This is a genomic window from Rhizobium sp. Root1334, assembly GCF_001426665.1.
Taxonomy (GTDB): domain Bacteria; phylum Pseudomonadota; class Alphaproteobacteria; order Rhizobiales; family Rhizobiaceae; genus Pararhizobium.
Map to the genome: position 1 here is coordinate 370236 of NZ_LMEY01000012.1, position 26222 is coordinate 396457.

Below are 26222 nucleotides of genomic sequence, written 5' to 3' on the forward strand. Positions count from 1 at the left end.
GCCGGTTCAAATGTGAGTGGTCGACACAACCGTTGCGAACGCAAACGCTTAGCGACACATCCGATGCTAGTCGCAGCCGGGGCCACCGTCAACGTTCTCTGGAGAGAATGACTGAATAGTATTGCGTCAAGCTGGCGAAAGGCCGGACTACGTGGTTGGCTCGCGTCGGCCGCCTGTGCCGACTGCCGATGCCAAGGATTTACGCACGCAAAAAACCCCGCCATCAGACCGATGACGGGGTTGGATCGCTCGACTACAGAGCAGAAAAAGCTAAGCCGCTTTGTTCTTCTTTCCGCTCGCGGAATTCATGATTTCCGTGACACGATGCGGGTCGAGCGTCGTTTGTTCAAACAATTCCTTAGCCAGTGCGATCAGCGCGGCCCGCTCATTCTCCAGAATTCCTTTTGCTCGGGAGAATTCCTTTGCGAGTTTCGCGTCGATTCGTCCCCGCAACTCCGGATCGCTCCGTCGCAGGGATTCCAGGGCGTCGTCATCTGTCGCCGCACAGTGACGGTACGATGCACCCATGCCCAGCGACGTTTCCATCATCGTGGCCAGCCTAGTTGCTCTCGCAAGATCAGACGACGGACCGGCACCCGCGCCGTCATAGGTCTCTTCAAAGACCAGTTCTTCAGCCGCCAGACCCGCCAAAGTCATCGCAATCTGGTTATCGTAGTCGGCCCGACCCCGATGCGCGATAATCGGCATCTCGAAGTATGCAGCTCCTGCTTGGTTGTTGGCACCTTTCCCGAGGGAGATTTGTTCGACCAGGCGTGTACCGACATATTTACCGACGCCGATCTTGATCCCGACCAGAGTGTGGCCGGATTCGTGAATGGCATTTGCGTACCGGTGTTCATCGGTCAACCGGACGACTTCAGGCAGTCCTTCCAGCAAGTCATCGATGGTGATCTTTCGCTTTTCCCGACGCGCAATGCGCCGGGCGTTGCGAGCAGCTTGGGCCAGATCGGCACCGGACATCCCTTGTGTCGGAACGACCAGCTTATGCAGATCATCAACCGGGATACAGAAATCGACATGCTGCGCCAGAATTCCCACTCGGTCTGCCGCATCTGGCAAGGGGATGACCACGTGTCGCTCCAGGCGTCCTGACCGAACAACGGCAGGGTCGATCCTGTCATAGTGATTGGTCGCTCCCAAGACGATGACGCCTTCTCTGCCTTCCAGACCGTCCAGATGCTCCAGGAAGGCATTGACGACCTGGATCGAGTAGTCGGCGTTGTCGTGTTTGAACTTCTGCCGGTCGCCGATTGAGTCCAGCTCGTCCACGAACAGAACACATGGCGCAGCCGCCCTTGCTGATGCGAAATCCGCTCTCATGGCCTTCAATAAATCCCCGAGATGTCCCTTAGATTGCCACTGGCCGAGGGACGTTGCGATCAGTTTCACGCCGCATTGTTTTGCCACGGCCTGAGCGAAAATGGTTTTGCCCACTCCGGGAGCGCCGCTGAGGACAATGCCCCGATCCACGTCATCCCAGTCGATGATGCCGTTACGCCAGTCTTCCAGGTCCTGCGCCAGTTGCATTCCCCAAGCTTTCGCGTCGCCGTAGCCGAACATGTTTTCCAGCACAGGTACCTCGCGAGCCGGTCTCCGGGTTGATACGGTATCCTCGTCAGGACCGGTTGACGCAAGGCGTTCCAATACCGAAGACATCGGACGACCTGGACGCAGGGCTGACCACAACAGCTGCTCCGGATATAAAACAGCGCGTTTCGCCTCCTCGGTGCTCACTTTGATCCCCAAGACAACCCGGCACGCGATCTGCAAATCTCGGGGAGTGACAGGAGGGATGTCAGCAACAACGTCCGCTCCGACCTTGATTGCAGCCGGAATTGTCGCGCCTTTCTCGACGACGATGATGGCTCTCCGCTTCCTCAAGCAATCATCCCGGAAGGCGTCCAGCGTCTTCGACAGCTTGTCGCCCTTCAAGACGTACATGAAGCCTCGATCATCGCGCCGATAATCGTCATCGGGGAACAGTTCATCTAGAATGGCTGCTCCGTACCGCGCGGGCGCATGGTTCTCGGGCGTAATCAGCACCAGAATGCCTGCGCCGCCTTTTGCGAACACGGCATGGGATTTCAGTGCGCGCTTCATTGCGCACAGCAAAGCGCAGTCTTCAGCGGATTTCACGCTGTTTGATTGTTTCTTGAACATGAATAACCCCTAGCAGCCCTCAGCTGCTTCGAAACCTGAGGTCAGCCGCGACGGCGGCGGACGGTGGATTCGGGTCCGATCATTGCTTCATCCAGATCGATGTCGATGAAGCGGTTGAGGACCATGGACGCCAGGCCTGCTATTGGCCGGGTCTCGCGAAACGCCGATAGGCATTCGGCAAGAGTGAGGGTTCCATGTTCGTCCAGGGCAGCAAGGAGCCGGACGCGATCTTCCAGGCCCGCCTGAAACTTTCCGTATCGGAGAAGGTCCTTGGCGTTCTTCAGCCGGATCGCAGGCAGCTCGCGTCGGCGCACTGCCTCGTATTTGTAGCCGCTCTGAAGGACGACGTCGGCCATCCACAAAGGTGTGTCATCCGTGACCGCGTCGATGACGACGGTGTCCTGATCGACCTTGGCAACGAAGTCAGGGCGGTAAATTGCGGCTCCATTTCGGAACGGCAGAGATTGGCAACGCCACTCCATGACGGCGTCATCAATGTCGAGAAGGCAAGCCACATCCCTGGCGAACTGGCTGCGAAAGATCACAGGGCCGTCGCATCGAATTGTAGCTGAAGGGTAGAAAATCTGGCCCTGGGACACTGGCCTCCAGGGTTGAGAAGACGACGGTTCAACACTCATCTGAACTACTCACGAAAACGCATGGGAACTGCCTCCGTGTGGAGGCGGCGATCAAAGCGTTATTCGTAGTAGGTGCAGCGCGTGTAAGGTCATGAGTGGAACAAATAAAGAACAAAATCTGCGAAGTCAAGGGGCCCCCGAGTTCCGCCGCAAGGTAGTCGTGGAGCTTGTAGGCAGTTTCCCTGCCGCACTTGTAGGAGGTCAGTAGCCAGCTGACATTGCCGATGTCGGAACCGGTGCTAATGTCCCATCCGCTTGTCAACTGCCTCCGTTAGCCTTCACAAGCTGGTACTTCTTAAAGTTCTCCGCCTGATCGAAAATCTCCTTGTAGACCTCGTCGCGATCTATCGGCGGATAATCGTACTGCGCGAGCAAAAGTATAAGGTCAACTTTTAAGTCTGCCTTTATGTCTTCCCGATTATTCCAATCGGTATACTTGGATTTATCATCGACAACCTTCTTCACCTCTTTTGATAGAAGGAGCAGGCGATCTTCAGGATATGAAAAATCATATCTTTTAGCTAGTGCACTCAAAATATCGTAGAACGATTTTTCCTCGAAATCGATTCCAAGACCGCTAAAAGAGTTTACTTCAGATTTCAGCTGCTTATACAGATTAATAATTTCGTCGGCGAACTCATCCAGAACTTCGCTTCTTAGAGTATCCTGCTCATCTCTTTCATTATATTTATCGACTATATTCTGAAATTTCTTAGAAAAATCGACGCCCTTCAGCCGATTTACCTTTTTGAATTCTTCGATTGCCCGAGAAAGGAGCTGCTGCAAAAGCTTGATTTTTGTATTTGGCAGCTTAATTTTCTCAATCTTCGAAAGGTAATCCTCACTGAAGATGTCGATTTCAGTCTGCCCTTCGGCCGCCATACTGAACACTTCTTCTATCCCGTCAGAATGAAGTGCATCCTTGATCATCTCCCGTACTCGGGAATTCATCTGAGCGGTATCGGGCGCATTCCCCTTGGTCAGCTTGAACAGGATTGATCGAATTGCGATGTAGAAGTGAATTTTATCGCGTTCGACTTGGCTGATTGTCTCGTTGGCGCAGCAAATGTCGTACGCAGCCTTCAGCCGTTTCACGAGCGCCATGAAGCGCTTTTCAATACCCTGAGTGAGTTGAACGTACTCCGCAGCCGTATTCAAGCAATGAAGCTGCTGCAGCGACGTGCCGGAAAAATACGGAGTGCTGTCGAATTTGTGGAATAGCCTCCCCAGGAGGTCGAGGTGATCCTTCACAACGATCACCGACTGGCCAACCTCTTCGATATTTTGGCTGTCTGACTTCGAGTAATGAGCCAGCGCAAGGTTCAGTTGCCTTTTGATGCCGATGTAATCGACGACGAGCCCCTTTTCCTTGCCAGCGTAGGTTCTGTTCACTCTGGATATTGTCTGGATAAGGTTGTGTCGCTGTATTGGCTTGTCAATGTAGATCGTATCGAGGAACGGCACATCGAACCCGGTTAGCCACATGTCTACGACAATGGCTATTTTGAAATTTGAGTTGGCATCCTTGAACTGACGATCTAATTCCTTCCGATATTTTTTGTCGCCCAGTAGCTCATAAAGCTCCGATGGATCGTCTTTGTCTCGGGTCATGACCATCTTGACCCGTTCGATTGGCATTGCTGTCTTTTCGCCTTGCACGGGGGACTCGACTTCACCGCACAGGACGCGTTTTTCGACCCACTCCGGGCGGATGGCCGTGACTTCTTTGAAGAAACCATATGCAGTTTGCCGAGAACTGCAGACGAAAATAGCTTTGCCTTTTACAGTTGCCCCCTCAAGTAAACGACGCTCATAGTGTGCAACGAAGTCCGCAGCCAAGGCTTTTAATCTGCTCGGATCGCCCAGAATGGCGTGCATATTTGCCGAAGCCTTCTTGCTCTCTTCGATAGCGTAGTCCGAAGCTCCTTCATCGGCACATTCGTCATAATAGTGTTCAATTTCCCGCAATTTGCCGTTATCCAGGAGGACCTTGGCTGCCCTACCTTCGTAGACGATACGTACGGTTATGTCGTCGGCAACGGATTCAGTCATGGTATACGCGTCCACGACAGGGCCGAAGACGTCTAAGGTCGCGTCAATCGGGGTTCCAGTGAATCCTACGTAAGTCGCGTTGGGTAACGAAGCGCGCAGATGCTTGGCAAAACCAAAAGTTCGCTTTACTCCGTCGGCCGTGATCTTCACCTTCTGATCCAAATTAATTTGGCTACGGTGCGCTTCGTCCGAAATCACCACGATGTTGTTTCGATCTGATAGAAGATCGGTGTCTTCACTGAACTTGTGAATGGTTGTCAGGAAGACCCCACCGCTCTCACGCCCACCTACCTGCTCGCGGAGATCAGCCCGACTCTCAACGCTAACCACCTGGGCGTCGCCGACGTACTGTTTAGCGTTGGTAAACTGACCAGATAGCTGATCGTCCAAGTCCGTCCTGTCAGTTATCAAGACGATGGTCGGGCTCGATAGCTCGATGCTTCTCATTAATAGCCGAGTAAGAAAGAGCATCGTGAAGCTTTTTCCGCAGCCGGTTGCTCCAAAATAGGTTCCGCCTTTGCCATCGCCTTCAGGTCGGATGTGGTCCAGAACGTTCAGAAAAAGCTTGTTGGCGGCGTAATATTGAGGATAGCGGCAGACGACCTTTTCATTTTTGTTTGACGTGTCTGGGAAAAATATAAAGTTGCGGATAATGTCTCTCAGCCGATTTCTATTGAAAACGCCTTTGATCAACGTGAAAAGCGAATCGACGCCGTCCTTCTCTAGTGCTTCCTCGCCTTCAACTTTCCTCCAAGCATAGAAAAAGTCGTAAGGCGCGAACAATGATCCAAGCTTGGTGTTCGCCCCGTCGCTTATCACGCAAAACGCATTGTATTTCATCAACTCCGGGATGTCCCGCTTGTAGCGGACAGTCAACTGTGTGAAGGCGTCATGGACGGTGCATTCTTCACGTATGGCGCTTTTGAATTCGAGAACCACCAGCGGCATGCCGTTCACATACAAAATCGCATCTGGAATGCGCTTCTGAAAACCAGTTATCTCTAATTGGTTCACTATCTTGTAGAAGTTCCTGTCAGCGGCAGAATGATCAATGAGATGGATAAACAAGTCCTTCTTCGAACGATCATCACGCTTCAAAGGAAAACCATCAGAAATCACTTTCATGATGGCTTTGTTGCTCTCATATAGGTCAGATGCTGGCCTGGTTTCGAGAGTTCTAATGATTCCATCAATTTCCGAACTCGTAATGCCGTCGGCCGCATAATTCGTGCTCAGGAAATTCCGGAGATCGTCTTTGAGAAGTACCTCTGACGGGTCCCGGGCGATTTTCCCTCCAGGCATATACGAAATGTCCTGCTGAAGGATCAGTTCGACGATGGCCTCTTCAAGAGCAGACTCCGTGAACTTCATGCCGCCGTCCTATTGTCTTTATACGGCAGAGAGAGCGCACGCATGAGCGTATCTTTTGTTTGCTCAAGCAGGCTGGAACTTGCTGCTTTGAGCTTCTGCGCATTCGAAACGCTACGCATAAGCCTGTCGAAGTGCGCTAGCGTTTCGTTAAATGGCATCAAAACCGGCATCGACTCGATGTTATATAAGGGAAGCTTGCCTTGAACACCGCCAACCGTCCGCATTTCAATTTCGTTTCGTCCGGTACGTGAGTCAAAGAAATAATACAAATATTCTAACATGTTACTTTCATTCAAAGTTATTTTTGCGCAATTCTCCGTCAAATTGGCCCGATGCAACGTCTTATCGACGATACGTGTCACCCCTATTGTGCCAACTATCGATACTATGATGTCGTTTTCATCAACTACATATCGACATATCGTCTTTTGAATAAGTGGATCAACATATTCCATTTGTGGGCTTAGTCGAACGTACTTATTTCCCCCCAAATCCGCGACTTTAATGTAAGGGTGCCCAGTCGGTAGGCTCACAAGTTCTTCCCCTTTCGGAAGTCTTTTCCCCCCTTTTATCCGTCCAAGCGACTTGAGAGGCCTAATTTCCCATCCCTTCGGGACCTCCATTCCCAATTCTTTACAAAACCACATTTCTCCACCGCTCGATTTATAGGGTTTTCCCTCCAATCCTGGGTTACCGAGACATGCAGCTTGCTTTTTGGACAATGGAAATTCGAAATCTTCGAACCACTGTTTATAAATCGCCTTTGCCGTTTCCTCCAAAACTTCAATCAATTTATCATTAAGTCCAATCTGATTTACGACCACATTGTATTCTCGCACAACTTTGCGTTGCCGTTCAATCGGAGGCACCGGGAGTTCCACGTCGCAAATTTCTCCCCACCCAAAAACTTCACGTACACTGCCGTGAGACATATAGCGGGCATAACGGTCGAACTCCGGTCGGCGGAACCATATCATAAGATATTCGGGATCAAGTTCAGCAGGGCTGATAACCTCAAAAGCCGTATAAGAACTAGATACGATACAATCGTCTTCCGACAGTAGAGCTAATGAGATTTTATCTCCATTGCGGGACGTAACTGGACCGTAAGCAAATTGCCCTTTTCGGACGATTTTGTAGCCGGTCATGTCCGTGCCAACTATATTTGCGATGGACGGGATGAATTTCTTTTCAATACTCACCCCAAGAAGCTTGCTTACACTGAGAGTTCTATTCTTTTCAACAACCTCACGGATGTATGGGCCCAGCTTTTTATAGTTTGATCGCATAACCCAAGTCCTCGAACACCTTCAAAAGGTCTTTGCTCGCCTGCTGATCCTCTTTAATCAAATTCGCGAGTTTATTTCGATTTTTTCCCATCTTATCATCGAAATCTACAAATTCATCTCGATTGACAAATTCAATGTATTTACTCGCAACAAGCGAATAATCTTTTGCTCGAACCTCATCAATAGCTGCAGAATAGCAGTATTCCGGCACGTTCTGATATTCGGTTCTGGCAATATTTTGCTGCCAAGTGTGATATGTTTTGGCAATATCCAGAATGTTCTGCTCGCTGAACTGGACAAATTTCTTCTCAAACGGTTCGCCCCATTGACGCAAATCCAGAAAAAGAATTTCATCATCGCGATCACGGTAATGCCGTTCTATGTCGCCATGCCTTATTTCGCGTGCCTTTTTGTTTTTGTTCAAAATCCACAACGTCACGCTTATATCGGTTGTGTAGAACATGTTGCGCGGCAGAATAATGACGGCTTCCACCATCTTGTTCTCGACCAATTTTCTTCGAATGGCTTTTTCCGGCCCGTCTCCAGAGAGCGCACCATTTGCCAACAAGAAGCCAGCAACACCGTTCTCCGATAGCTTGGAGAGCATGTGAAGAATCCACCCATAGTTGGCGTTGCTGCTTGGCGGCACATCATAGCCGCTCCAACGTGGATCATCGGTCAGTTCGCTTTCTGCACGCCAATCTTTGAGGTTAAATGGCGGGTTGGCAATGATGTAATCGGCCTTAAGGTCTGGATGCAAATCCTTCGAGAAGGTGTCAGCGGCAACCTCTCCCAGGTTCGCCGAAATACCCCGAATGGCCAGATTCATCTTTGCCAGCTTGTAGGTGGTATTCGTCTGCTCCTGCCCGTAAATCGAGAGGTCTTTCCGCGTTCCTTTATGGCTTTCAACGAATTTTGTCGACTGGACGAACATCCCGGCAGAGCCGCAACAAGGATCATAAATCTTCCCTTTGAAGGGCTCAATCAGCTCGGCGATAAGCTTGACAATGGTCTTGGGCGTATAGAACTCACCCTTACCTTTTCCTTCCGCAATCGCGAATCTTCCTAAGAAATATTCGTAAACGCGACCAATAATGTCCTGCTCGGTGTCCTTGGTTGTGTGAATATTATTGATCGTGTCTATCAGCGATGAGAGCTTCGATTTATCAAGACCAATACGAGAAAAATAATTATCTGGAAGTGCGCCTTTCAGCGCCGCGTTTTTCTTTTCGATTTGATGGAGCGCCGTATCTATCAAAATCGCTATGTCATCTTGTTTCGAATGAGATTTAATGTAGGCCCATCGCGACGCTTCAGGGAGGTAGAACACATTATTCCTGGTGTAAAAAACATCGGTTTCTAGGTATTGCGACAGGCCTTTTGCAATAAGTTCTTGCCTCTCTTGCTCGAAGCGGTCGCTGATGAATTTGAGAAATATGAGGCTCAAGACGACATGCTTGTACTCGGATGGCTCCACGCTTCCTCGTAACTTATTCGCGGAATCCCAAAGCGTTTCCTCCATAGACTTTTGATTTTTGGCTCTCAACTTTGCTTTTTCAGCCACTTTTTCTAGCATTATTCGTTTGCTCCTAGAGCCCTGCGTAGGTCGGTAAATGGGACGGGATGTGCGGAATGGGTGCGCTTTGGCTTGCCGGGTTTAATCGCATTTTACTCAGCGTCTCAAAGTCCACGATCCTTGTTTCGATATGCTCATTATGTTTGGAATTCTCTCTTGGGCGCAACCGCTGATTTGCGAATTTAGCCAACATGTGCCCATCAACGTGGCTCGGTTACAAGCCAAGAGAATGATGGCTGTCGCAATAATCAGCCTGCATAGCTCGGTTATGTCGGGTACCTGCTGCGCCGATTTGTCTAGGCTGCTTGAGCAGGCTTAATCTCCTGTGCGGAAGCGTCAAATTGGCGGATACGCTGGCCGTCACTGTCGATTTCTGCAGAGACGAACCCGCGCAGGAGGTCATCATGGAAGGTGGCCGCCGTAATTCTGCCCGTCCGGTACGAACCGGTATCGATGGCGATTCGGTTGGAATGAACTTCCGGCAGTTCCGACGGCGTTATCGAGTGGCCGTGGACGATCATCTTCTCGAATGACGAGGTATGATCGAGAAACCCTTTCCTGATCCACATCAGGTCGTGGGCGAGTTGCTCCGATAACGGCACCTCCGGATCAACTCCGGCGTGAACGAAGAAATGGTTCTCGGTCTCGAAATGCGACACAGCGCTCTCGAACAAGGTGACGTGCCTCGGCCGCATCCGGCGCAGTGCCTTTCCTGCGGCGACCAGGTCACCGTCGTCCAAACCGTAGGATTCCAGCGTGTTCATGCCGCCCTGTGCCAGCCATTGCCCCTCTTCGTCGCTTGCCAACGAAAGGTTGGCCAGGTTACGCAGGAAAAAGTCGTGATTGCCAAGGACCATCACCGAGCCTGTGAACGTCTCGATGATCCTGCAGACCTGATTTACGGCCGGAAGCGAATCCGGGCCCCGGTCGATAATGTCGCCGAGGAAAACGAACTGTGCGTCGTCCGGCGAGAACTCCGTCTCCAGATGCTGCAAAAGAAGTTTCAGGACATGAGCCATCCCGTGGATATCGCCGACAGCTATCAAGTTCTTCTTGTTCATACCGACGATGCCACTGGTTTAACACGATGACGGAAACGACGTCATTTCATATGCTTGGTATCACATCCGGACCTGAACAAATACAGATATTTGCGGCTGTAACGCCTATCCGAGAACGAGTTTGACGTCGTTCAGCACTGTCGCCATATCCCGAGCCTGATGCCTTGTCGTGACATTCAGCGTGAGATCGAGACCTTTGCCATCAGGTGTCGGCGTCCAGCATCCCGCAGCCGCGATCCGGTGCCGTTCCTCTTTATCCTCCTGATAACGGTCCCATCTGCGTCGTGTCAGTACCGGGTGCAGGGTCAAGACAAGGCGGAAAGCCGATGCGTCGGTCGTAACCTTCATCGCGATCTTGCGATTGCTCGTGAAAATCTGGAACTCGGGGCTGGGTTCGTCTGGAACTTTGAATGCCGGACATACCGCGTTCAAGCGCGAACGGAAGCATTGCCAAAGGGTCGCCAGATCAGCTTTGTCACGCCCGTTATCAGCCATTTCGGCATCATGCTGAGCGTCTTCACCCTCTTTTGACACATTGAAATACATCGATCTGAACCCTGGCCGCGCCCTGTCCACAGCGTCGGCAACCAGATTTTCTTCCACGATGCGCAATGCCAGATTACCCTGGCTGATCCCAAGGTGCTTCGCATAGGAGAAGAACGTCATCATCCCGCGCCTCGGCTCTCGCTCAACCGATTGTGTGACCTTCTGGATCAAGCTGGTAACGGCTCGGGCGGAGACCCTGCCGCCGCGTTTTCCATCGACCGGCAGCCCGAGAAACTCCTGGACCTTGCCTGCCTTGACCAGCACACGGAACTCGTGACCTGGGAGCCCAGCGATATCCCATGTGTCGGTCGACGGCACCAAATCCTCGACGGCTACCTTTAGCGTCCGAAATGTGTCCTCGTTGAACGACAAGGCATCGCCGTTCCATTTTGCATCCGGCATGAGACCGAGCTGCTGAACGAATTTGCTCACCCCTTTTGGAGGCAAGCCAAGTTCCCGAGCCGCTTCCAACAGCGTACGTTCGCCTCGTTCGGAGGGGCGGTACCGCACGAACTTGCGACCCAATGTGCCGACCTGGGCAAACTCCTCAAACAACACTGTCTCGATGTACGACTTCAAACGGCTATTAGGCCGGACACCCCAATAGCCGTGGAAGCCGGGCAACGACGCATGGAAGCCGTTGCGACGAGCTTCGTCGGGCACATGAGTGACGAACCAGCCCCGGACAGAATTGCGCAAGTCACCGTCTTCCAGCTCAAGGATCGAGAATCCGAACTCGGCGTCGGCCGCCGATGGCGGAAGAAGCTTCGCTGGGTTGTCGCTTTGCATCCAACGACTGAAGAAGGTTGCGCCATCGATAATGTCGAAGAGATCGTAGCCCGCGAGCGGGCCGCGTTCGCGTTCCCCTGAGATCAGACGGGAGATAACGAAGGAATGGAGGCGGAGAGAAATCCCTTCAGTCGGTGTCACGCTCACCTTCGCGAGGGGGTAGCCCGTTGGCGAATGATCGAAATGCGGCCAGCTCCAGTTCATACGGCTGCCTTGCACAGACGTCGCCAGCCGGACCTCATGAACGGGACAGGCATACAGATCGGCAATGTCCCACCAGACGCGGTGGAAGCGGCTTTCTCCCAAGCATTTCGGGCAAAACCGCCGGAATTTGAACGAGACCTGTTTTTGCCGCAGGCGCTCATGCCCCAACGAATAGAACGCATCCCTCAGAATGGGGGTGGCGTTCCTCAAACGATCCTTGAACGTCTGATCCAGCGGCAATCGCTCCAGGGAGTGCAAGAGCTGCTCCGGTTTGATGTTGCTCCCATCGAGGCCAATCTCGTTCGCATAGACCCGAAGGCTGTCATGACCCTCGTCGGCGACTTCCCGAGCGAAGTAGCTATAGGACGGTTCGCCAATTTCCGGCTTCAATCGCCAGCGGGAGAAAGGCCGTGCAAGCTTGAAATCCAGGCTCATTTCTTGGCTCCGATGTCGAAATAGCGATATGAACGATCCGGATGCATCGGCACCAGCGCCCTGGACGCATCGCGCAGATGTTCACGCATGATTTGGGCTGACCCGTCGTCGATTGCCGAATAGGAAGCCTGGCGGATGAGGTTTACCAAGCGACCGATCAGACCACCGCTGAAGCGGTGGAGATCGTCCGAAATCCTCTGTTCGGTGAGGTTCGACGACTTCGAAAATGGAAGGCGGTCCTCAATGGCCAGCAGCAGGCTGCGGAAGTTCTTCTTTTCGTCGTCCTTGGAGAACGCGCGCAGAGTCTCAGAGACGAAGCTTCGCCCCGACAGCGTCGGCGTTGCCTCAATCGTGTCCAGAATGCTGTCTTCCCCGACCAGCAGGATGCTAGCCAGCTTCTGATCCGCAACCATCTTCACGAAACTGATGAAGTTTCGACGGTCCGTCTGGGTGCGCCCATCGTACATGAAATGCGCATCGTCGATGATCAAAAGCTGCGTCTTCGCCCCCGCCAAGCGCAGCAGCGTCGCATCGGCAACCAGCTTATGTTTGACCGTCAGGGAACGGGCACCAGTCGCGATGCAAATTCGGTCTGCCAGGGAAGGCAACTTCATTTCATCCGACGCCTGGACGTAGACGACCGGGTAAGACTCGCCCTCATCATCGTAGGAAGGCGGGTTCTGCGACACGAAGTACCTGCAGATTTCCGTCTTTCCGACGCGGGATTCCCCAAGGAGGCCGCCGATACGCCCGGCCGACGGATTGCCCCCTTCGACCGGTACGTGAAACTTCCTGATGAATTTGATCCCGTCGCGGAACTGCGGATACGGCACCAACATCGTGTCCATCAATGTCTGCCGGACGCTGGCCGACTGCTTCGCCGCCTCGATCCGTTCCTCTGCCGTCATCGGCTTGCTGTTACGCCTGTACTCCATCAGCGAGCCTCCCAGAAATCGGGCTTGTCAAAATCGGGATCACGGTCGTCGCGCTGCCCCGGATTAGGTTCGTTCTCTTGGCTCTCCAGTCCCACTGGCCCATCGTCACCCGTGGCGCTGTCATTGCTGGCAGGAGTGGTCGGGACCTCCTGATCGCCGTCCTTAGGCTCCGGCATGCGGCTACGACGGTTGTCGCTCACCTTTGCTGCAGGCGTCGCGACCTCTGGGCTGAAGTAGTCGATGTGTGTGTCGACCGCTTCGTCCGGTGTCAGTTCGACGATCCTGGACAGACGCGCCTTTGCTGCATCCGAACGGATGAATTTCGCCAGTGCCTTTGCAGGCTCATATTTCCGATGGCGCTTATGGAATTCGGCCATGCGCAGTTCCAGGTCGCGACGGGCCTTCATCAAGCCCTTGCTGTCCGTCACTTTGCCAATCGTCGCCTTGTGGTGCTTGATGGCCTTCTGGTGTTCGAAGAGCGTCAGCCCGTTCGCGTACTTGGCATCCCGGTCAATCACAGGCAGCTTGATTACGACATTCCTGTACGGGTCATTGACGTAGAGCCAACCCACATCGTTCGGATCGCGCGTGACTTGGTAGATGGTGCCCTTGTGCTTGCCCTTGCCGTCACGATGTTTCGGATGCTGTTTGAGAGCATGCAGTTCCGGCGACCAGTAATGCAGGTAATCGAGGCGGATGCCGTCGCGCTGAACGGTCACGCCGTCGGTGTAACCGACAATACGGATGAAGACGTCCGGATTGATCGGAGGGCGCGTGGGCGATCCGATGATACCGCGATCCCAACGATCACAGGGATAGTCTTCGAGCGTGATCAACGGTCCCAAACCAGCTTTCAGGCTGCGATTGTGCACCTCAGCGAAATAGTGGGTCAAAAACCCGTGCAGTTCGTCCAGGCGCAACTGGGGAACCGCCTTCTCCTTCTCATCGTCGAATTCATCACGCTCCTCTGGTGATCCGGCGGTCGAACCCGGCAGACGATGAATGAGCTGCTTATTCAGGATCGAGAACAGGCGCTCGGTCGCCCCCTTTTCCCAAGGGTGGCCGGGCCGGTACTCGATCAGAGTGAAACCCAGTTCACGCGCCGCATTGCGGATGTCATTGCCGATCAGGTGCATGTCATTGTCGACACCGATCCGGAATGGAATACCGAACCAGGGCCAGGTCACACCCTCAGGCAGAGTCGCCGGGTCCTTGGGAAAAACCGCGTGCTTCAGGCCAGCGATGAAACTGGTGATCGATGGTGCGCCGAACGTGATGTAGAAGCCCAAGACAATGCCCGAGTGCCGATCCCGGAAAACCAGGATGTTCGGACGACCAAAGGCAAAGCGCGATGTCGGGTCGAAGACAAACACGTCGAGGGTCGTGTAGTCGATATCGACCACATCCAGCGGATGGTCAGGCAAGGCTAAACGCATCTTTGCCGAGGTCAGGCGGGCAGCTGCATCTGGCCCCTGACCCAAGTAGATTTTGCTGTATGGATCGGCATCTTTCAGGAAACGTTGGTAATGGCGATCCGAGCATTTGCGGAACTCGGCAGCCACGTCATGGTACTCTGCTCCTTCAGCAGTCAGGGATTCCATCGCTGCCTTGATGGTGAGGTAGGTTCCCTCCGGATCGCTCAGGGCGATGATGAGAGCTTCGCGTAAAGCCTCATAGAAGCGTGTGCTCTTGCGCTTCAGGGTGTTGCCGGGATTGGGCAACGGAGCCATCGAGGCGATACGGTCATCGGTACGACGGCGAGACTTTTTGATCCAGCGATACATCGTCGCGTCCGATGGCGGGTCCTCCTGGCGTCGCTCGGAAACGGTCTTCTTCGCCATGCGCAGCGCGGCAGTCGTCTCCTTGCCGCTGTACAGTTCATCGACAATCCGGAAATACTCGTCCACATATTCCAGTGCTCGGTGCGCGCGCTCACGCTGGCTGATGGTCAGGTTCAGCGAGTTTTGAGGTTGGCCAGCATCCGGCTTCAGGCTGAAATTCAACGCGCGGCCCTGTCCCACCAGCCAGAAGTATTGGTGTCCCGTCATCGGAAACGGCGTAGCGTACTGGAACTCGTGGAACAGCATCGTTTTCGGCATCCCAGGCCCTGAATTCTGCCAACCCTTGAATTCGTAGACGGAGAATGTCCGTTTGTCGGCCAGGTACAGGGCAACGCGCTCGCCCATGGCGATCCCGGGGAGCTGAGAGTTGTATTGATTGACCGGCGTTTCCGGCAACGCAAAGTCGCGCGGTGACAGGATCGCCGTCGCCTTGGCCAGCAGGGTCTCAAATTTTTCAGAAGCAATAGACATGGATTACACCTTCATAATCAGGGAGTTCATGGTCAGCCGTTTGCCGAGGTCGAGGCGGACTTCGCCGCGCATCGCCAGTTGCATCACAGCCGTGAAAACAGGGTTGGACTGAGGAAGGACAGTCGCACGCTCGTCGCCCTCCCAGATGACCGCGTGCTGGGGTGAGCCCAGGTGTCGCCAGACATCATCGATTGTGGCCGGATGTACGAGTGAGCCAATGGCGTCACGAACACGATCCAGATTGACCGGTTGCGAGCGAACCTCCCGGTGTTGCCACATCTGCCGCAGGTTCGACAGGCGGGGCTCGATACGAAGCGTCGCCTCGTTCAGAACCCGGAAGACGCAACCGAAAACGTCCAGATAATAGCTAACGAGCGCGTTCGCCTCGCTGACATGCCACGGCCGCTCTTCCTGCATGTAGAAGTTCTCATACTTCAGAAAGACGACCGAACCGTCACGCCGTTTGGCCGCCACATCCGCGAAGTGATGCAGACGATCCTCGACACCAGGCTCGATTTCCACCCAGGCATCGGCGATCAGCGGATACGGAGAGATCGCCACGACATCCGGATCGGTGTCGAGGTGAAGAACGCCATCAGCCATGAGAGGGGAACGGCAGCGAATGCCGCCACTGACGCATTTGCGCGTGGGAAACTCCACGGGTAGCATCTTGTGGCGGACACGCTTGGGCGGGTCATAGACCGGCTCATGCTCTGCCGAAAACAGGGAATTCAGCACCGTGTAGACAGATTTAGCGCGCATGACGCACCTCACAGTCCGGCAGCGGTACTCCCTCGTCACGGAAGGTGGCCTTTGGCACAGTCGACATCGCGCGCAGCGACATGACGACGTGCTCTGGCACCCCCAGCACAAGGAGTTGTTCGACGGAAACGGGCTTACAAGCCACGCGTCCGCCATCGAAAGAGCCGTTCATCACAGCCTCCATCGTTCGCGCTCCTGACAGGAAGCGCGGTGGAACTCGGATAGGAATGGATGTCGCTGAACCTCGAAGGGGTCAGAATCCTATCGCTAGACCGTGGTGATGGAAGAAGTTCGGAATAGGCTTCATCGCACGCAGATGCCCTTCGTCACGAGACGACCGGGGTGCACAGCGATGGCAATTATCGAGGAAGTTCATTTTTTTCCACCGTTCCCTAAGTTGGGTTGACCTCGGTGGGATGGGGCTCAGCAAGTCAGCCGAGCAAAAACGCTTTGCTTAGCTGACGATTGCCGAACGGACATCCCGTTCGCTTCGTATGCATAGCTTATAGGTCACAGCGTTTTTCCTTTGCTTTTCGGCGCGGAGGAGAAGGTACCTCGGCAATTCCGAACAAGAGATTGCATTTTTCACGGGCATTTTAACCGATCAAAGGAATTCTTGGAGAACTCCTTTGGACTCAGGCCATTCAACCCGAAATTATTTTTCCAGAGACACGTCATCTGTCCCGGTTGCCGCCATATGTTCACGTATTGTTCTTTATGTCAAGCGGCCTTTGTGTCATGCTGTGCCTCACGACATCCTGGCGGATATCGACACCGTGAGAGCCATCATGAACCACAAACCACATCCCGTCCGTTTCCTCGACCTCCCTGGTATTATTGAAGACCGTCCGGAAAAAATCGGCATCCAGGCGGCGGTCTCGAACCGTGGCTTGTCCGGACGCCGTTCACGCAAGGAGAATGATGCCGCACTCACCTGGGCTGACAACCGCGACCTCGAAAACATGTCGGTCGAGCAGCAGCAGTTTTACACGCTCCGCATCGAGAAGCTGAAAGAATTGGTTGGAAGCGTGTTCCTGACTGGGGACGTGCCGAACGTTTACGATGTCTCGAACCTCGTCGGGAAACTGCCGGATCAAGACATCTCGGAATGGAACCTGTCTGACCTCGTCATCCCTGGAGGTGGCGGTTTTTCGTATTTTGATTTCGGGCACCAGGAATCGCTGGTTATCGACAAGGAAAAGAACCTGCATTTCGAAGGTGCCTATGTCCAGATGAAGGAATCGGACGACGAGCGCAGCATTTTCGATTTCTACCTCGTCCTTAACGACCCTAAATTTGACCGGAACGGATTTGACCGCACGACTGCGGCGACCCTGGCACGCATGGCCAATTACGTTCACATGCGCATTGGCGAAGACAATACGATTGAGGGTGCGTACCAATTCTTCCCGTACTGGAATACTCCCGCGAACGCTAATGAAGAGCTGCGTGGCGATTGGAAGGCCGCGACAGCAGCAATTAACACCGTCATCAAGGCCGCTACGTACATCGCCTCCGAATCCGTCGCGGATGCGGATATCGAGTTCGGATACGGCAAAGACGCTCCCAGACCATTGGTCGTGGCGGCCTCCGAAGGCGATCTCGATGCTATGGAAAAGCTCACAAAGCAGGGGTTTCCGATGATCAAGCATGTAGGCCGCAACATCGGTCCGATTGCTGAACTGGAAGAGCCTCGGTTCGAGACGTCCGCGACCTACGGGCGGTGACCTGTCATGGAAACACCAGGGTCATCACTTTAGGGGTGATGACCCTGGTCATACAAAGCGTTTATGCCGGTGAACGGCCCGAACGGCGAGGCAATTGAAGCCGCAGATTTAACGCATCAGTTGTATCATCAACGATCCTCACGGTAAGAATCCATATTTGAAACTGAACCGATTCGTCGGCTTTCAGGATGGATCGCGGGGATTTCGGTGCACATAACAAAAGTCGTCATCAAAAATTACCGTTGTCTCCTGGATTCGACCGTTGATCTCAATCCAAACCTAAATGTCATTGTCGGCGACAATGAATGCGGAAAATCGACCCTCCTGGAAGCAATACACCTCGCCTTGAGCGGTCAGATCAATGGCCGTGCTATCCAGGGCGAACTGCACCCTTATCTTTTCAATTCCAAGGTGGTCAGCCATTACATTGCGATACTGCACAAGAAGTATGTCGGCCCGCCGCCGCCGATTCTGATTGAACTTTACTTCTCAGACGATCCAGCGCTGACAAAGCTAAAAGGGCGGATAAACTCCCTGAAGCTCGACGTCCCAGGCGTCAGAATGCTGATCGAATTCAATGAAGGCTACCGGGCTGAGTACGAGGACTATATCGCCGATCCCTCGCTCATCCGAACAATTCCGGTAGAGCATTACATTGTTCGGTGGCGCGATTTCGCTGACAACGATGTGACAGCACGTTCCATTCCAGTTCGACCAAGCTACATCGACGCGAGCACCCTGCGGAACAATGGTGTTGCCAATCGATACGTCCTGGATGTGGTCAAGGACAGCCTGACTCGTGAGGAGCAGGTTAGTCTCGCTCTCTCATATCGGCAGATGAAAGATCGCTTTCTGGCCGACCCTAAGGTTGCAGCCATCAACTCAGGCCTTGAGGCGAAAAAAGGGCATGTTTCTGACAAGGCGATCACCGTGTCGCTCGACAGTTCGGCTCGGGCAAGCTGGGAGTCAGGTGTGATGCCGCACCTTGATGAGATTCCGATGACGCTTATTGGCAAGGGTGAGCAAAGCGCCGTCAAGATCAAGCTAGCCCTGGATGTTGCGGACAACTCCCACATTTTCCTGATCGAGGAAGCCGAGAACCATCTTTCATTTACAAATCTCGCAAGCTTGATCGCTCATATCGCCGCCAAACGTGGAGACCGGCAGCTGCTGATAACCACACACAGCAGCTACGTAATGAACAAGCTCGGAGTGGATTCGGTTTTGATGTTCATGAACGGCATCGCGACCAAGCTAACGGCGCTCGATTCGAAGACCCGAGATTACTTCCTGAAACTACCAGGCTACGACACGCTGCGACTGGTGCTCTCAAAGCGTGCGATCCTAGTTGAAGGGCCATCCGATGAGCTTGTTGTGCAGAAAGCCTTTCATCGAAGGCACGGCAAGATGCCCATTGAGGCGGGGGTCGACGTCATCAGTGTCAGCTCTCTCGCATTCAAACGCTTTTTGGAGATCGCGGACATATTGAACATCAAGGTCGACGTGGTGACCGACAACGATGGAGACGTGGCTCGGCTGCAGCAAAAATACGCCGATTATCTCAATCATAAACACATCGCACTTCAGTACGATCCCGACGAGAGTGCCAGGACACTGGAACCCCAACTGCTCAAGGCCAATGGCCGGGTTGTGTTGAATGATATCCTGGGCACCACGTACGCCACGGACGAAGACCTGTTGAAGTTCATGCAGAATAACAAGACTGAGGTCGCCCTACGGCTTTTCGAAACCGACAAAGCGTGGAACGTACCGGAGTATATCAACCGTGCGGTCGCCTAACCGGATCGTCATCGCCGCTGCGGGTGGTGGAAAGACAACACGCATCGTTGACGAAGTGCTGGCCGACAAATCAATGCGGTCAGCTATCATCACCTATACGCGGAATAACGTTCGAGAAATCCAATCCAAGTTCCATCAACTAGGTCAGACCATCCCGCCGCATGTCGAAATCATTCCCTGGTACACCTTCCTTCTTCGCGAAATGGCTCGGCCGTATAGGAACCACAAATACGAGAAGCGCATAGACGGAATTTTTTGGACGGAAACGACGGTCGACAGGTTTGCTCCCAAATCGGACGCTGGCCGCTATTATTTCGGTAATTCGTCGACCATCTACTCGAACAAGCTCGCGGAATTTGTCTGCGATTGTAACGCGATATCCAAGAACGCCATTATCCGCCGGTTGGATCAGCGCTTCGAACGGGTCTACATCGATGAAATTCAGGATTTCGCTGGATATGACCTCGACATCCTCGAACTGATGCTCAGGTCCAATCTTGAAGTGGTTCTTGTGGGCGATCCCCGACAATCCACTTTTACGACCAACAATTCCAACCGTCACAAGGGCTTTCGAGGGCCCGATATCATCAAGAAATTTCGGGAATGGGAGAAAAAGAAGCTCGTTGAACTGCAGCATCTGGTCGAGACTCACCGGTGCAACCAACGGATCGCAGACCTAGCCGACAGCTTCTATCCCGACCACGAAAAGACTCAGTCGCGAAACAAGGACATGACCGGTCATGACGGCGTGTTTTCGATAAAGAAGGGGAACGTAGCCGAGTACCTCAGCAAGTTTAAGTCGCAGGTGCTGCGATTATCCGTGAAAACGGATTGCGCTGGTTTTCCAGCTCTGAACTTTGGAGAGTCCAAGGGCATGACTTTCGACCGAATACTAATATTCCCGCATAAGAAGGCCCAGAAATGGCTGGAGACGGGAGACTATGAGCATGTGAGCGGTGTCAAACCCGAGCTGTACGTCGGAATTACTAGGGCCCGCTACAGCGTGACATTTGTGTACGACGGAACCTCAGCTCTGAAAGAGGTCATCCCGCACTAGGTCATGGTAGCGTTCATTGAAGCTGTCCAGTCTCCAGCGCGTCCTTGGTGCCTCTTTGGAAGACTTCGATGCCATCGAAAAGGTCATAACGCAGGGCCTCCCGTGTTGAGACGGCGGCGACCTACGGGCGGTGATGCCGTAGCTGCAATTTCTTGGGGAATTCTGCCAGCAAGGTAAGTTTTCGTTGCGAAGCTGTTCCGATATCGCTCAATGTCAACTCATTAGGGATCGGGGCAGCCAATGAAGAATGATCAACAAGAAGCGTATGAACGGGTACTTACATCGTCACTTGCTCGGGTTCTGGATTTTCTGAAATTTGCAGAAACCAAAAACGCTGCTTTGCTTACATTTGCCTCTGCCTCAATCGTGGCTTCGATTAGCAATCTGAACAATGCCACGCTCGCAAACGAGTGGAGAACGGCTTTCACGTTTGCGTTGCCGTTGTTCATTCTCGCGGCGTTGACGGCATTATATTCATTTCTCCCGAAGACCTTGTTGAACAGCTTCCACAAAGACCCGGACCAATCGAAGGCTCTCTTGTACTTTGGTGATGCTGCTTCCTTTGCTCCCGCTGCATATAAACAGCGGGTATCGGAGCGATACTTTCCGCCGGAAAATGAATCCGCGACACAAAACTATCTGGACGACTTGGCGATCCAAATTGCTGTCAACAGTCAGATCACCAAGCGAAAACTTACGATCTTCAACACCGGCGCATTGATCGTGTTTTCTGCGATCCTTGTTGTCGCGATTCCCGGCATCATCAATCTGTGGCGGCTTTTATCGGCGCTAGTCGGGAGCAATCCATGACGATCAAGGACCTGCGCGATGAGATTGTCGAGGAAGTCAGCACTATCCTGGCGGCAGACTTTCAGATTGATGTGACGGGGACAAAGACGGTCCCACATTCAGGTGACCCGGCAATAACGTTTCCAAACTTGGACGCCAAGCGACAAGGCGCGAAGTTGATCGAGACCTGCGTACTTTACATCGACATACGCCGATCAACCGAGCTGAATATCACCCACAAACCTAAGACGGTAGCAAAGCTCTACTCAGCTTTTGTCAGGGCAATGACACGCTGTGCTCGTCACCATAAGGGCCACGTCAGAGGCATTATCGGTGACCGCGTCATGGTTATATTTGATACCGCAGACGCGTATGTAAATGCCGTGGAATGCGCGATTGCGATGAATACAATCTCCCAGCATGTTATAAATCTGCATTTCAAGCGAGGAGAGGTTGAATGCGGCATTGGGATCGATGCGGGGAATATGTTAGCGACCAAAACAGGCGTCCGTCGTCGGGGTGTTGATCAAGCGGCCTACCGAAATCTCGTATGGCTGGGAAGACCGGCGAACGTCGCAAGCAAGCTGACGGACTTGGCAAACAAGCCGGAGGAAAGCGTTCCGATTCCAATCGTATCTGCCCACTTCAAGTCACCCCTTGGCATTTTCGCCGGTTTGGGTGGCGATGGAACCTGGAGAGACTTTTATCCTAGTGACTTCGTACGGCAACTCTCATCCGAACTGCTCGGCAATCGCCTCCAGCATTCTGACCCAAACTTCCAAATGATGTTGGTATCTGAACGGAGCATTGTCACCCGAGAGGCAACAAAACCGATCATGATGACGGAGACTGTCTGGAACGGTTTCAAAGCAGCCAAGCCAGCAGACAATTCAGTCGTCAACGCCTGGTTCTCGGAAGTCTCCATCAAGGTGCCAGGATACACGGGAAAGGTTTACGCCGGAGATGTGATTTTCCCCGCGCTTAAAACCTGAACTTCGCCGTTCCGGCCGGACTTCGGCCTTCTGATAGTGTCATCGATCACACGAAACCTCGCGGGAGGCCAAGCTGACAAACAAGCTGTTTATCATTGGGAATGGCTTTGACCTTCATCACGGCATCGCTTCGAAATACTCCGATTTTGCAACGTACTTGGAGCACGTGGATCAAGAAACCTTCCGCATCGCTGAAGATTATGTCGTGCCGGATAGGGACCTTTGGAGCGTCCTTGAAGAGTGCCTAGCTCAGGTTGACGTAGATCAAATCGAAGATCATGCAGCCAATTTTCTAATGTCCTATGGCGCAGATGATTGGAGCGACTCTGGGCACCACGACTATGAATATGAGATGGAGCAGATTTGCTCAGCCATCTCGAAAGACCTGCGCAGAAATTTCGCTGACTGGGTTCGACAGATTGAGATTCAGGCGAGCCCTGCGTTTCCAGTGCGGTGCATCGATCCGAACGCTTCATTTCTTAACTTCAACTACACCCCCACCCTTCAGCGTCTTTACGACGTTGCTGACAATCGGGTTCTCCATATCCATGGATCGGCTTCGGACGTCGCCGCCGACATTATACTTGGCCATGGATGGGATCGCCGAGCATCCGACCTTCGCTCGCGCTTCACCAATGAGGGTACTGATGTTCGTGTGGCAGGAGGCTTTCAACTGATTGACGATCTCCTGGCCGAAACATTCAAGCCTACGAAGGACATCCTGGCTCGTAACAAGACATTCTTCGAAGGGCTCAAAACCGTCACCGAAGTTTTCGTTCTCGGGCATTCCTTGGCACCAGTCGACGGAATGTACTTTCACGCGGTCCTAGATCAGGTTCACCCGGATACTCAGTGGACCGTCAGCTACTATAAGGACGAGAACGCCACGAGGTCCGCAGCCGAAGACATTGGCATTGCAGGGTCGCGCCTTCGCCTTAGGCCGCTGAATGCTCTGTAATGAATGGGTGTCGGAATCGCTCCTCCCGCCGACGTATCTCGGTGCGAACCCGCCGCTAACGAAGGACCGCTGATGGCCAAAGCGAAAGCCCCGTCAATTAACGCTGTTGAAGCTGGCAACCTACTTCCGATTCTCACCAGGTGCGTCGGTGACTCTCAGAAGGTTGTCGTTTGTTTCAACAGATGTGTCGGGCTATATGAATGGCGACCCCTGCAGGGCTCGAACCTGCGACAACCTGCTTAGAAGGCAGGTGCTCTATCCAGCTGAGCTAAGGGGCCGCTTGGAGGAGGTTTCCCTCCTGAACCGGCGTCCTGGATCAATGGGTCCAGGGCTGCGTACGGCTGAACCGGAAATTATCGCTGTAGGACACGCTTTTGCGGGTCGGTTCCTTCGGCGCGATGACACGGTATTCGATGCTGTTGCGCTCGGCATAGGCAACAGCCTGTTCAGCTGTTTCGAATGTCAGCTTGACCTGCTGACGCGTATCGGCCGAACTCGTATAGCCCATGATCGGGTCAATGGTGCGCGGCGTTTCCTGATCGAACTCAAGAACCCACAAATTCGTCTTGGCCTTGCCAGACTGCATGGCGGTTTTTGCGGGTCGATAGATTTTCGCGGACATATTTTTGGCGGCTCCACCATGGTTCACTGCTGCCGGCGGCGCAATGCGCAGCCGGTGTCTGCGCATTGCCATAGCGCAGAACGAATTAAAACGAAATGACCTTGCTGAGATATATCCGCCAATTTTGCCATCTGCGCCGTTTCGCAGCAAAAAGCGAGCGCTTCACAAGCGGCGCGTGAAGCCGAACAAGCAAAGGCCTCTTGCGCTACCGATGTAACAAATTGGGAAAATCAATGGTCGGAGTGGAGAGATTCGAACTCCCGACCCTCTGGTCCCAAACCAGATGCGCTACCAGGCTGCGCTACACTCCGTGACCCGTCGATGGCGGGGAGATACACGCTTCCCCCTGCCCCTGCAACACCTAAATTGCACAATTCCACAGATGCGCCAAAGGATTGACCGGATGGTCAGGGCTTCAAATCGGAGATGCGCTGACTATCGACAACATCGCCCGTCGCAATACCTAGGCGATTGACGGTGCCTGCATTCAATTCGAGAACGAAAGCGACCGGAACGCGCGAATCAATGATGGCTTCCGACAGCGGTACGGCGTTCTCACGAATCGTCTCTATCCTGCCGTCCTTGGCGATGAACAGCATGTCGAGTGGAAGATAGGTGTTCTTCATCCACATCATCACTTGCCGCGTCACACCGAAATCAAACAGCATGCCGTGGTCGCGCGCCATATGGCGTCGGTTCATCAGGCCCTGCGATCGCTGCTCGTTGTCCACTGCCAGTTCGACGGTGAATTTATGCACCTTGCCGCCAGTGGAGATGATCTGCAAAGGCGCGGTTTCGAAGGTGACGTCAGCGGCGGCAGCGAAAAAAGGAACAAGCCACAAAAAAAGCGCCACGAGGGCGCTTCCGGCGAGGCGCAGACAATAAGTGCGCATTAGTGTGCCCGGCCTACTGGTGCCGGTATGTCAGGATGAATTTCGGCGGCCATCAGACCCTTGTCCCCATCGCCGAAACGCACCAGAACGGTCTGACCGGGACGCAGTTCGGTAAGCCCGAAACGACGCAGGGTTTCCATATGGATGAAAATATCCTCTGTACCGTCGCCGCGCGTCAGGAAGCCGAACCCCTTGGTGCGGTTGAACCACTTGACCAGGCATCGCTCCAGCCCGCTGGTCGGCGTCACCTGAACGTGGGTCTTGACCGGCGGCAGCTGCGAGGGATGGATTGCCGTCGACTGATCCATGGAGAGAATACGGAAAGCCTGATAGCCGCGGTCACGCCTTTGAATGAGCGCAACCACGCGGGCGCCCTCAAGCACGGTCTGGTAGCCGTCGCGGCGCAGGCATGTGACGTGAACCAGGACATCCTGCATGCCGTTGTCGGGAATGATAAAGCCGAATCCCTTGGCAACGTCGAACCATTTGATGACGCCGGTTATTTCAACCAGATCGAGAGCGTCATTGGCAAAATCGTCATCCGGCGTGACGCCCTTTGCTGAAATTCTGTCCGCCATTGCCTATCCAGCCCCTCGATTACGCGTCACATCATTACGGTTAACTGATTCTTGACGATCAGAATAACATCGTCCCGCCGCACATGTGCAAGCCCCCGGATGAAATTTGCCGTCAAAGCACATTAGCCGCCGAGCCTTGCCTCTGGCTGGTTGTCGGCTAAATATACTCCATCTTCCGCAAAACAAGGATATACCAATGCGTTATCTGCACACGATGGTTCGCGTCAAAGATCTGGACGCTTCACTTCACTTCTGGGTCAAGCTGTTTGGCCTTGTGGAAATTCGCCGCTACGAGAATGAAAAGGGCCGCTTCACCCTGATTTTTCTCGCCGCTCCCGGCGATCTCGATCACGCCAAGGCAGAATTGTCGCCCTGCCTGGAACTCACCTACAATTGGGACACCGAGGATTACACCGGCGGCCGCAATTTCGGCCACCTGGCCTACGAGGTCGACGACATCTATGCGACCTGCCAGCATCTGATGGACGGCGGCGTCATCATCAACCGGCCGCCACGCGATGGCCACATGGCCTTCGTCCGCTCGCCGGACGGCATCTCCATCGAAATCCTGCAGAAGGGTGAGAGCCTTGCGTCGCAGGAACCCTGGGCCTCGATGGGCAATACCGGCGCCTGGTAAGCTCCGCACAATGCGACT

General features: G+C 53.5%; 21 protein-coding genes and 2 tRNA genes. 7 read left to right on the plus strand and 16 right to left on the minus strand.

The features are described 5' to 3' along the window. Positions 1 to 270 precede the first annotated feature (270 nt). The 11 genes from ASD36_RS15865 to ASD36_RS15915 all read right to left on the minus strand — a co-directional run bounded on the left by ASD36_RS15865 (position 271) and on the right by ASD36_RS15915 (position 16335). Positions 271 to 2181, minus strand: coding sequence for an AAA family ATPase (locus ASD36_RS15865; RefSeq protein ID WP_060511057.1), 1911 nt, complete (start codon positions 2179 to 2181; stop codon positions 271 to 273). A gap of 41 nt (positions 2182 to 2222) precedes the next feature. Next, the gene (locus ASD36_RS15870; protein ID WP_244489845.1) at positions 2223 to 2726 is read right to left on the minus strand and encodes a hypothetical protein; all 504 of its coding nucleotides are present in this window, start codon (positions 2724 to 2726) and stop codon (positions 2223 to 2225) included. 351 nt (positions 2727 to 3077) lie between these two features. Next, positions 3078 to 6242, minus strand: coding sequence for an HsdR family type I site-specific deoxyribonuclease (locus ASD36_RS15875; protein ID WP_060511061.1), 3165 nt, complete (start codon positions 6240 to 6242; stop codon positions 3078 to 3080). Beyond that, positions 6239 to 7531, minus strand: coding sequence for a restriction endonuclease subunit S (locus ASD36_RS30200; RefSeq protein WP_082562825.1), 1293 nt, complete (start codon positions 7529 to 7531; stop codon positions 6239 to 6241). Before ASD36_RS30200 ends, ASD36_RS15875 begins: the two co-directional genes overlap by 4 nt. Next, a complete protein-coding gene (locus tag ASD36_RS15885; RefSeq protein WP_060511063.1) occupies positions 7515 to 9107 on the minus strand; it encodes a class I SAM-dependent DNA methyltransferase in 1593 nt (530 codons plus the stop codon). The genes ASD36_RS30200 and ASD36_RS15885 overlap by 17 nt, the downstream gene beginning before the upstream one ends. Before the next feature lie 296 nt (positions 9108 to 9403). Continuing rightward, entirely contained in the window at positions 9404 to 10168 is a 765-nt protein-coding gene (locus ASD36_RS15890; protein ID WP_060511065.1) for a metallophosphoesterase, read from the minus strand. 105 nt (positions 10169 to 10273) lie between these two features. Then, positions 10274 to 12142: a TniQ family protein gene (locus ASD36_RS15895; RefSeq protein ID WP_060511067.1), complete on the minus strand. Its 1869-nt coding sequence runs from the start codon at positions 12140 to 12142 to the stop codon at positions 10274 to 10276. Next, positions 12139 to 13050, minus strand: coding sequence for a TniB family NTP-binding protein (locus ASD36_RS15900; RefSeq protein ID WP_162252462.1), 912 nt, complete (start codon positions 13048 to 13050; stop codon positions 12139 to 12141). Before ASD36_RS15900 ends, ASD36_RS15895 begins: the two co-directional genes overlap by 4 nt. A 26-nt stretch (positions 13051 to 13076) precedes the next feature. Beyond that, positions 13077 to 15389, minus strand: a complete 2313-nt coding sequence (locus ASD36_RS15905; RefSeq protein ID WP_037400077.1) for a Mu transposase C-terminal domain-containing protein — start codon at positions 15387 to 15389, stop codon at positions 13077 to 13079. Positions 15390 to 15392: 3 nt separating this feature from the next. Further along, positions 15393 to 16151, minus strand: coding sequence for a hypothetical protein (locus tag ASD36_RS15910; RefSeq protein ID WP_037400080.1), 759 nt, complete (start codon positions 16149 to 16151; stop codon positions 15393 to 15395). Further along, the gene (locus ASD36_RS15915) at positions 16141 to 16335 is read right to left on the minus strand and encodes a hypothetical protein (protein ID WP_037400083.1); all 195 of its coding nucleotides are present in this window, start codon (positions 16333 to 16335) and stop codon (positions 16141 to 16143) included. The genes ASD36_RS15910 and ASD36_RS15915 overlap by 11 nt, the downstream gene beginning before the upstream one ends. Positions 16336 to 16939: 604 nt before the next feature. Here ASD36_RS15915 and ASD36_RS15920 point away from each other — a divergent pair. The 6 genes from ASD36_RS15920 to ASD36_RS15945 all read left to right on the plus strand — a co-directional run bounded on the left by ASD36_RS15920 (position 16940) and on the right by ASD36_RS15945 (position 23474). Continuing rightward, positions 16940 to 17878 carry a hypothetical protein gene (locus tag ASD36_RS15920; protein ID WP_037400086.1) on the plus strand — a complete coding sequence of 313 codons (939 nt, stop codon included), beginning with the start codon at positions 16940 to 16942 and terminating at the stop codon, positions 17876 to 17878. A 207-nt stretch (positions 17879 to 18085) separates the two neighbouring features. After that, positions 18086 to 19678, plus strand: a complete 1593-nt coding sequence (locus ASD36_RS15925) for an AAA family ATPase (RefSeq protein ID WP_060511071.1) — start codon at positions 18086 to 18088, stop codon at positions 19676 to 19678. After that, complete coding sequence (locus ASD36_RS15930) at positions 19665 to 20735, plus strand: UvrD-helicase domain-containing protein (RefSeq protein WP_082562826.1); 1071 nt, start codon at positions 19665 to 19667, stop codon at positions 20733 to 20735. The genes ASD36_RS15925 and ASD36_RS15930 overlap by 14 nt, the downstream gene beginning before the upstream one ends. Positions 20736 to 20975: 240 nt before the next feature. After that, positions 20976 to 21545, plus strand: coding sequence for a Pycsar system effector family protein (locus ASD36_RS15935; protein WP_050984008.1), 570 nt, complete (start codon positions 20976 to 20978; stop codon positions 21543 to 21545). Beyond that, positions 21542 to 22516: an adenylate/guanylate cyclase domain-containing protein gene (locus tag ASD36_RS15940; protein WP_037393352.1), complete on the plus strand. Its 975-nt coding sequence runs from the start codon at positions 21542 to 21544 to the stop codon at positions 22514 to 22516. Before ASD36_RS15935 ends, ASD36_RS15940 begins: the two co-directional genes overlap by 4 nt. Positions 22517 to 22610: 94 nt before the next feature. Further along, a complete protein-coding gene (locus ASD36_RS15945) occupies positions 22611 to 23474 on the plus strand; it encodes a bacteriophage abortive infection AbiH family protein (protein ID WP_277996003.1) in 864 nt (287 codons plus the stop codon). Positions 23475 to 23675: 201 nt separating this feature from the next. Here the strand turns inward: ASD36_RS15945 and ASD36_RS15950 are convergent. From ASD36_RS15950 to ASD36_RS15970, 5 genes are all read right to left on the minus strand, one after another. After that, positions 23676 to 23752: transfer RNA gene (locus ASD36_RS15950), tRNA-Arg, on the minus strand. A gap of 38 nt (positions 23753 to 23790) precedes the next feature. Beyond that, positions 23791 to 24096, minus strand: coding sequence for an ETC complex I subunit (locus ASD36_RS15955; protein WP_060505628.1), 306 nt, complete (start codon positions 24094 to 24096; stop codon positions 23791 to 23793). Positions 24097 to 24330: 234 nt separating this feature from the next. Further along, positions 24331 to 24407: transfer RNA gene (locus ASD36_RS15960), tRNA-Pro, on the minus strand. A 96-nt stretch (positions 24408 to 24503) separates the two neighbouring features. Further along, positions 24504 to 24989 carry a DUF192 domain-containing protein gene (locus ASD36_RS15965; RefSeq protein ID WP_060505272.1) on the minus strand — a complete coding sequence of 162 codons (486 nt, stop codon included), beginning with the start codon at positions 24987 to 24989 and terminating at the stop codon, positions 24504 to 24506. Then, on the minus strand, positions 24989 to 25567 hold the full coding sequence (locus ASD36_RS15970) for a cold-shock protein (RefSeq protein ID WP_060505271.1): 579 nt from the start codon (positions 25565 to 25567) through the stop codon (positions 24989 to 24991). Before ASD36_RS15970 ends, ASD36_RS15965 begins: the two co-directional genes overlap by 1 nt. 196 nt (positions 25568 to 25763) lie before the next feature. Between ASD36_RS15970 and ASD36_RS15975 the strand changes: the two genes are divergently transcribed. After that, a complete protein-coding gene (locus tag ASD36_RS15975; RefSeq protein ID WP_060505270.1) occupies positions 25764 to 26204 on the plus strand; it encodes a VOC family protein in 441 nt (146 codons plus the stop codon). The last annotated feature ends 18 nt before the right edge of the window (positions 26205 to 26222 follow it).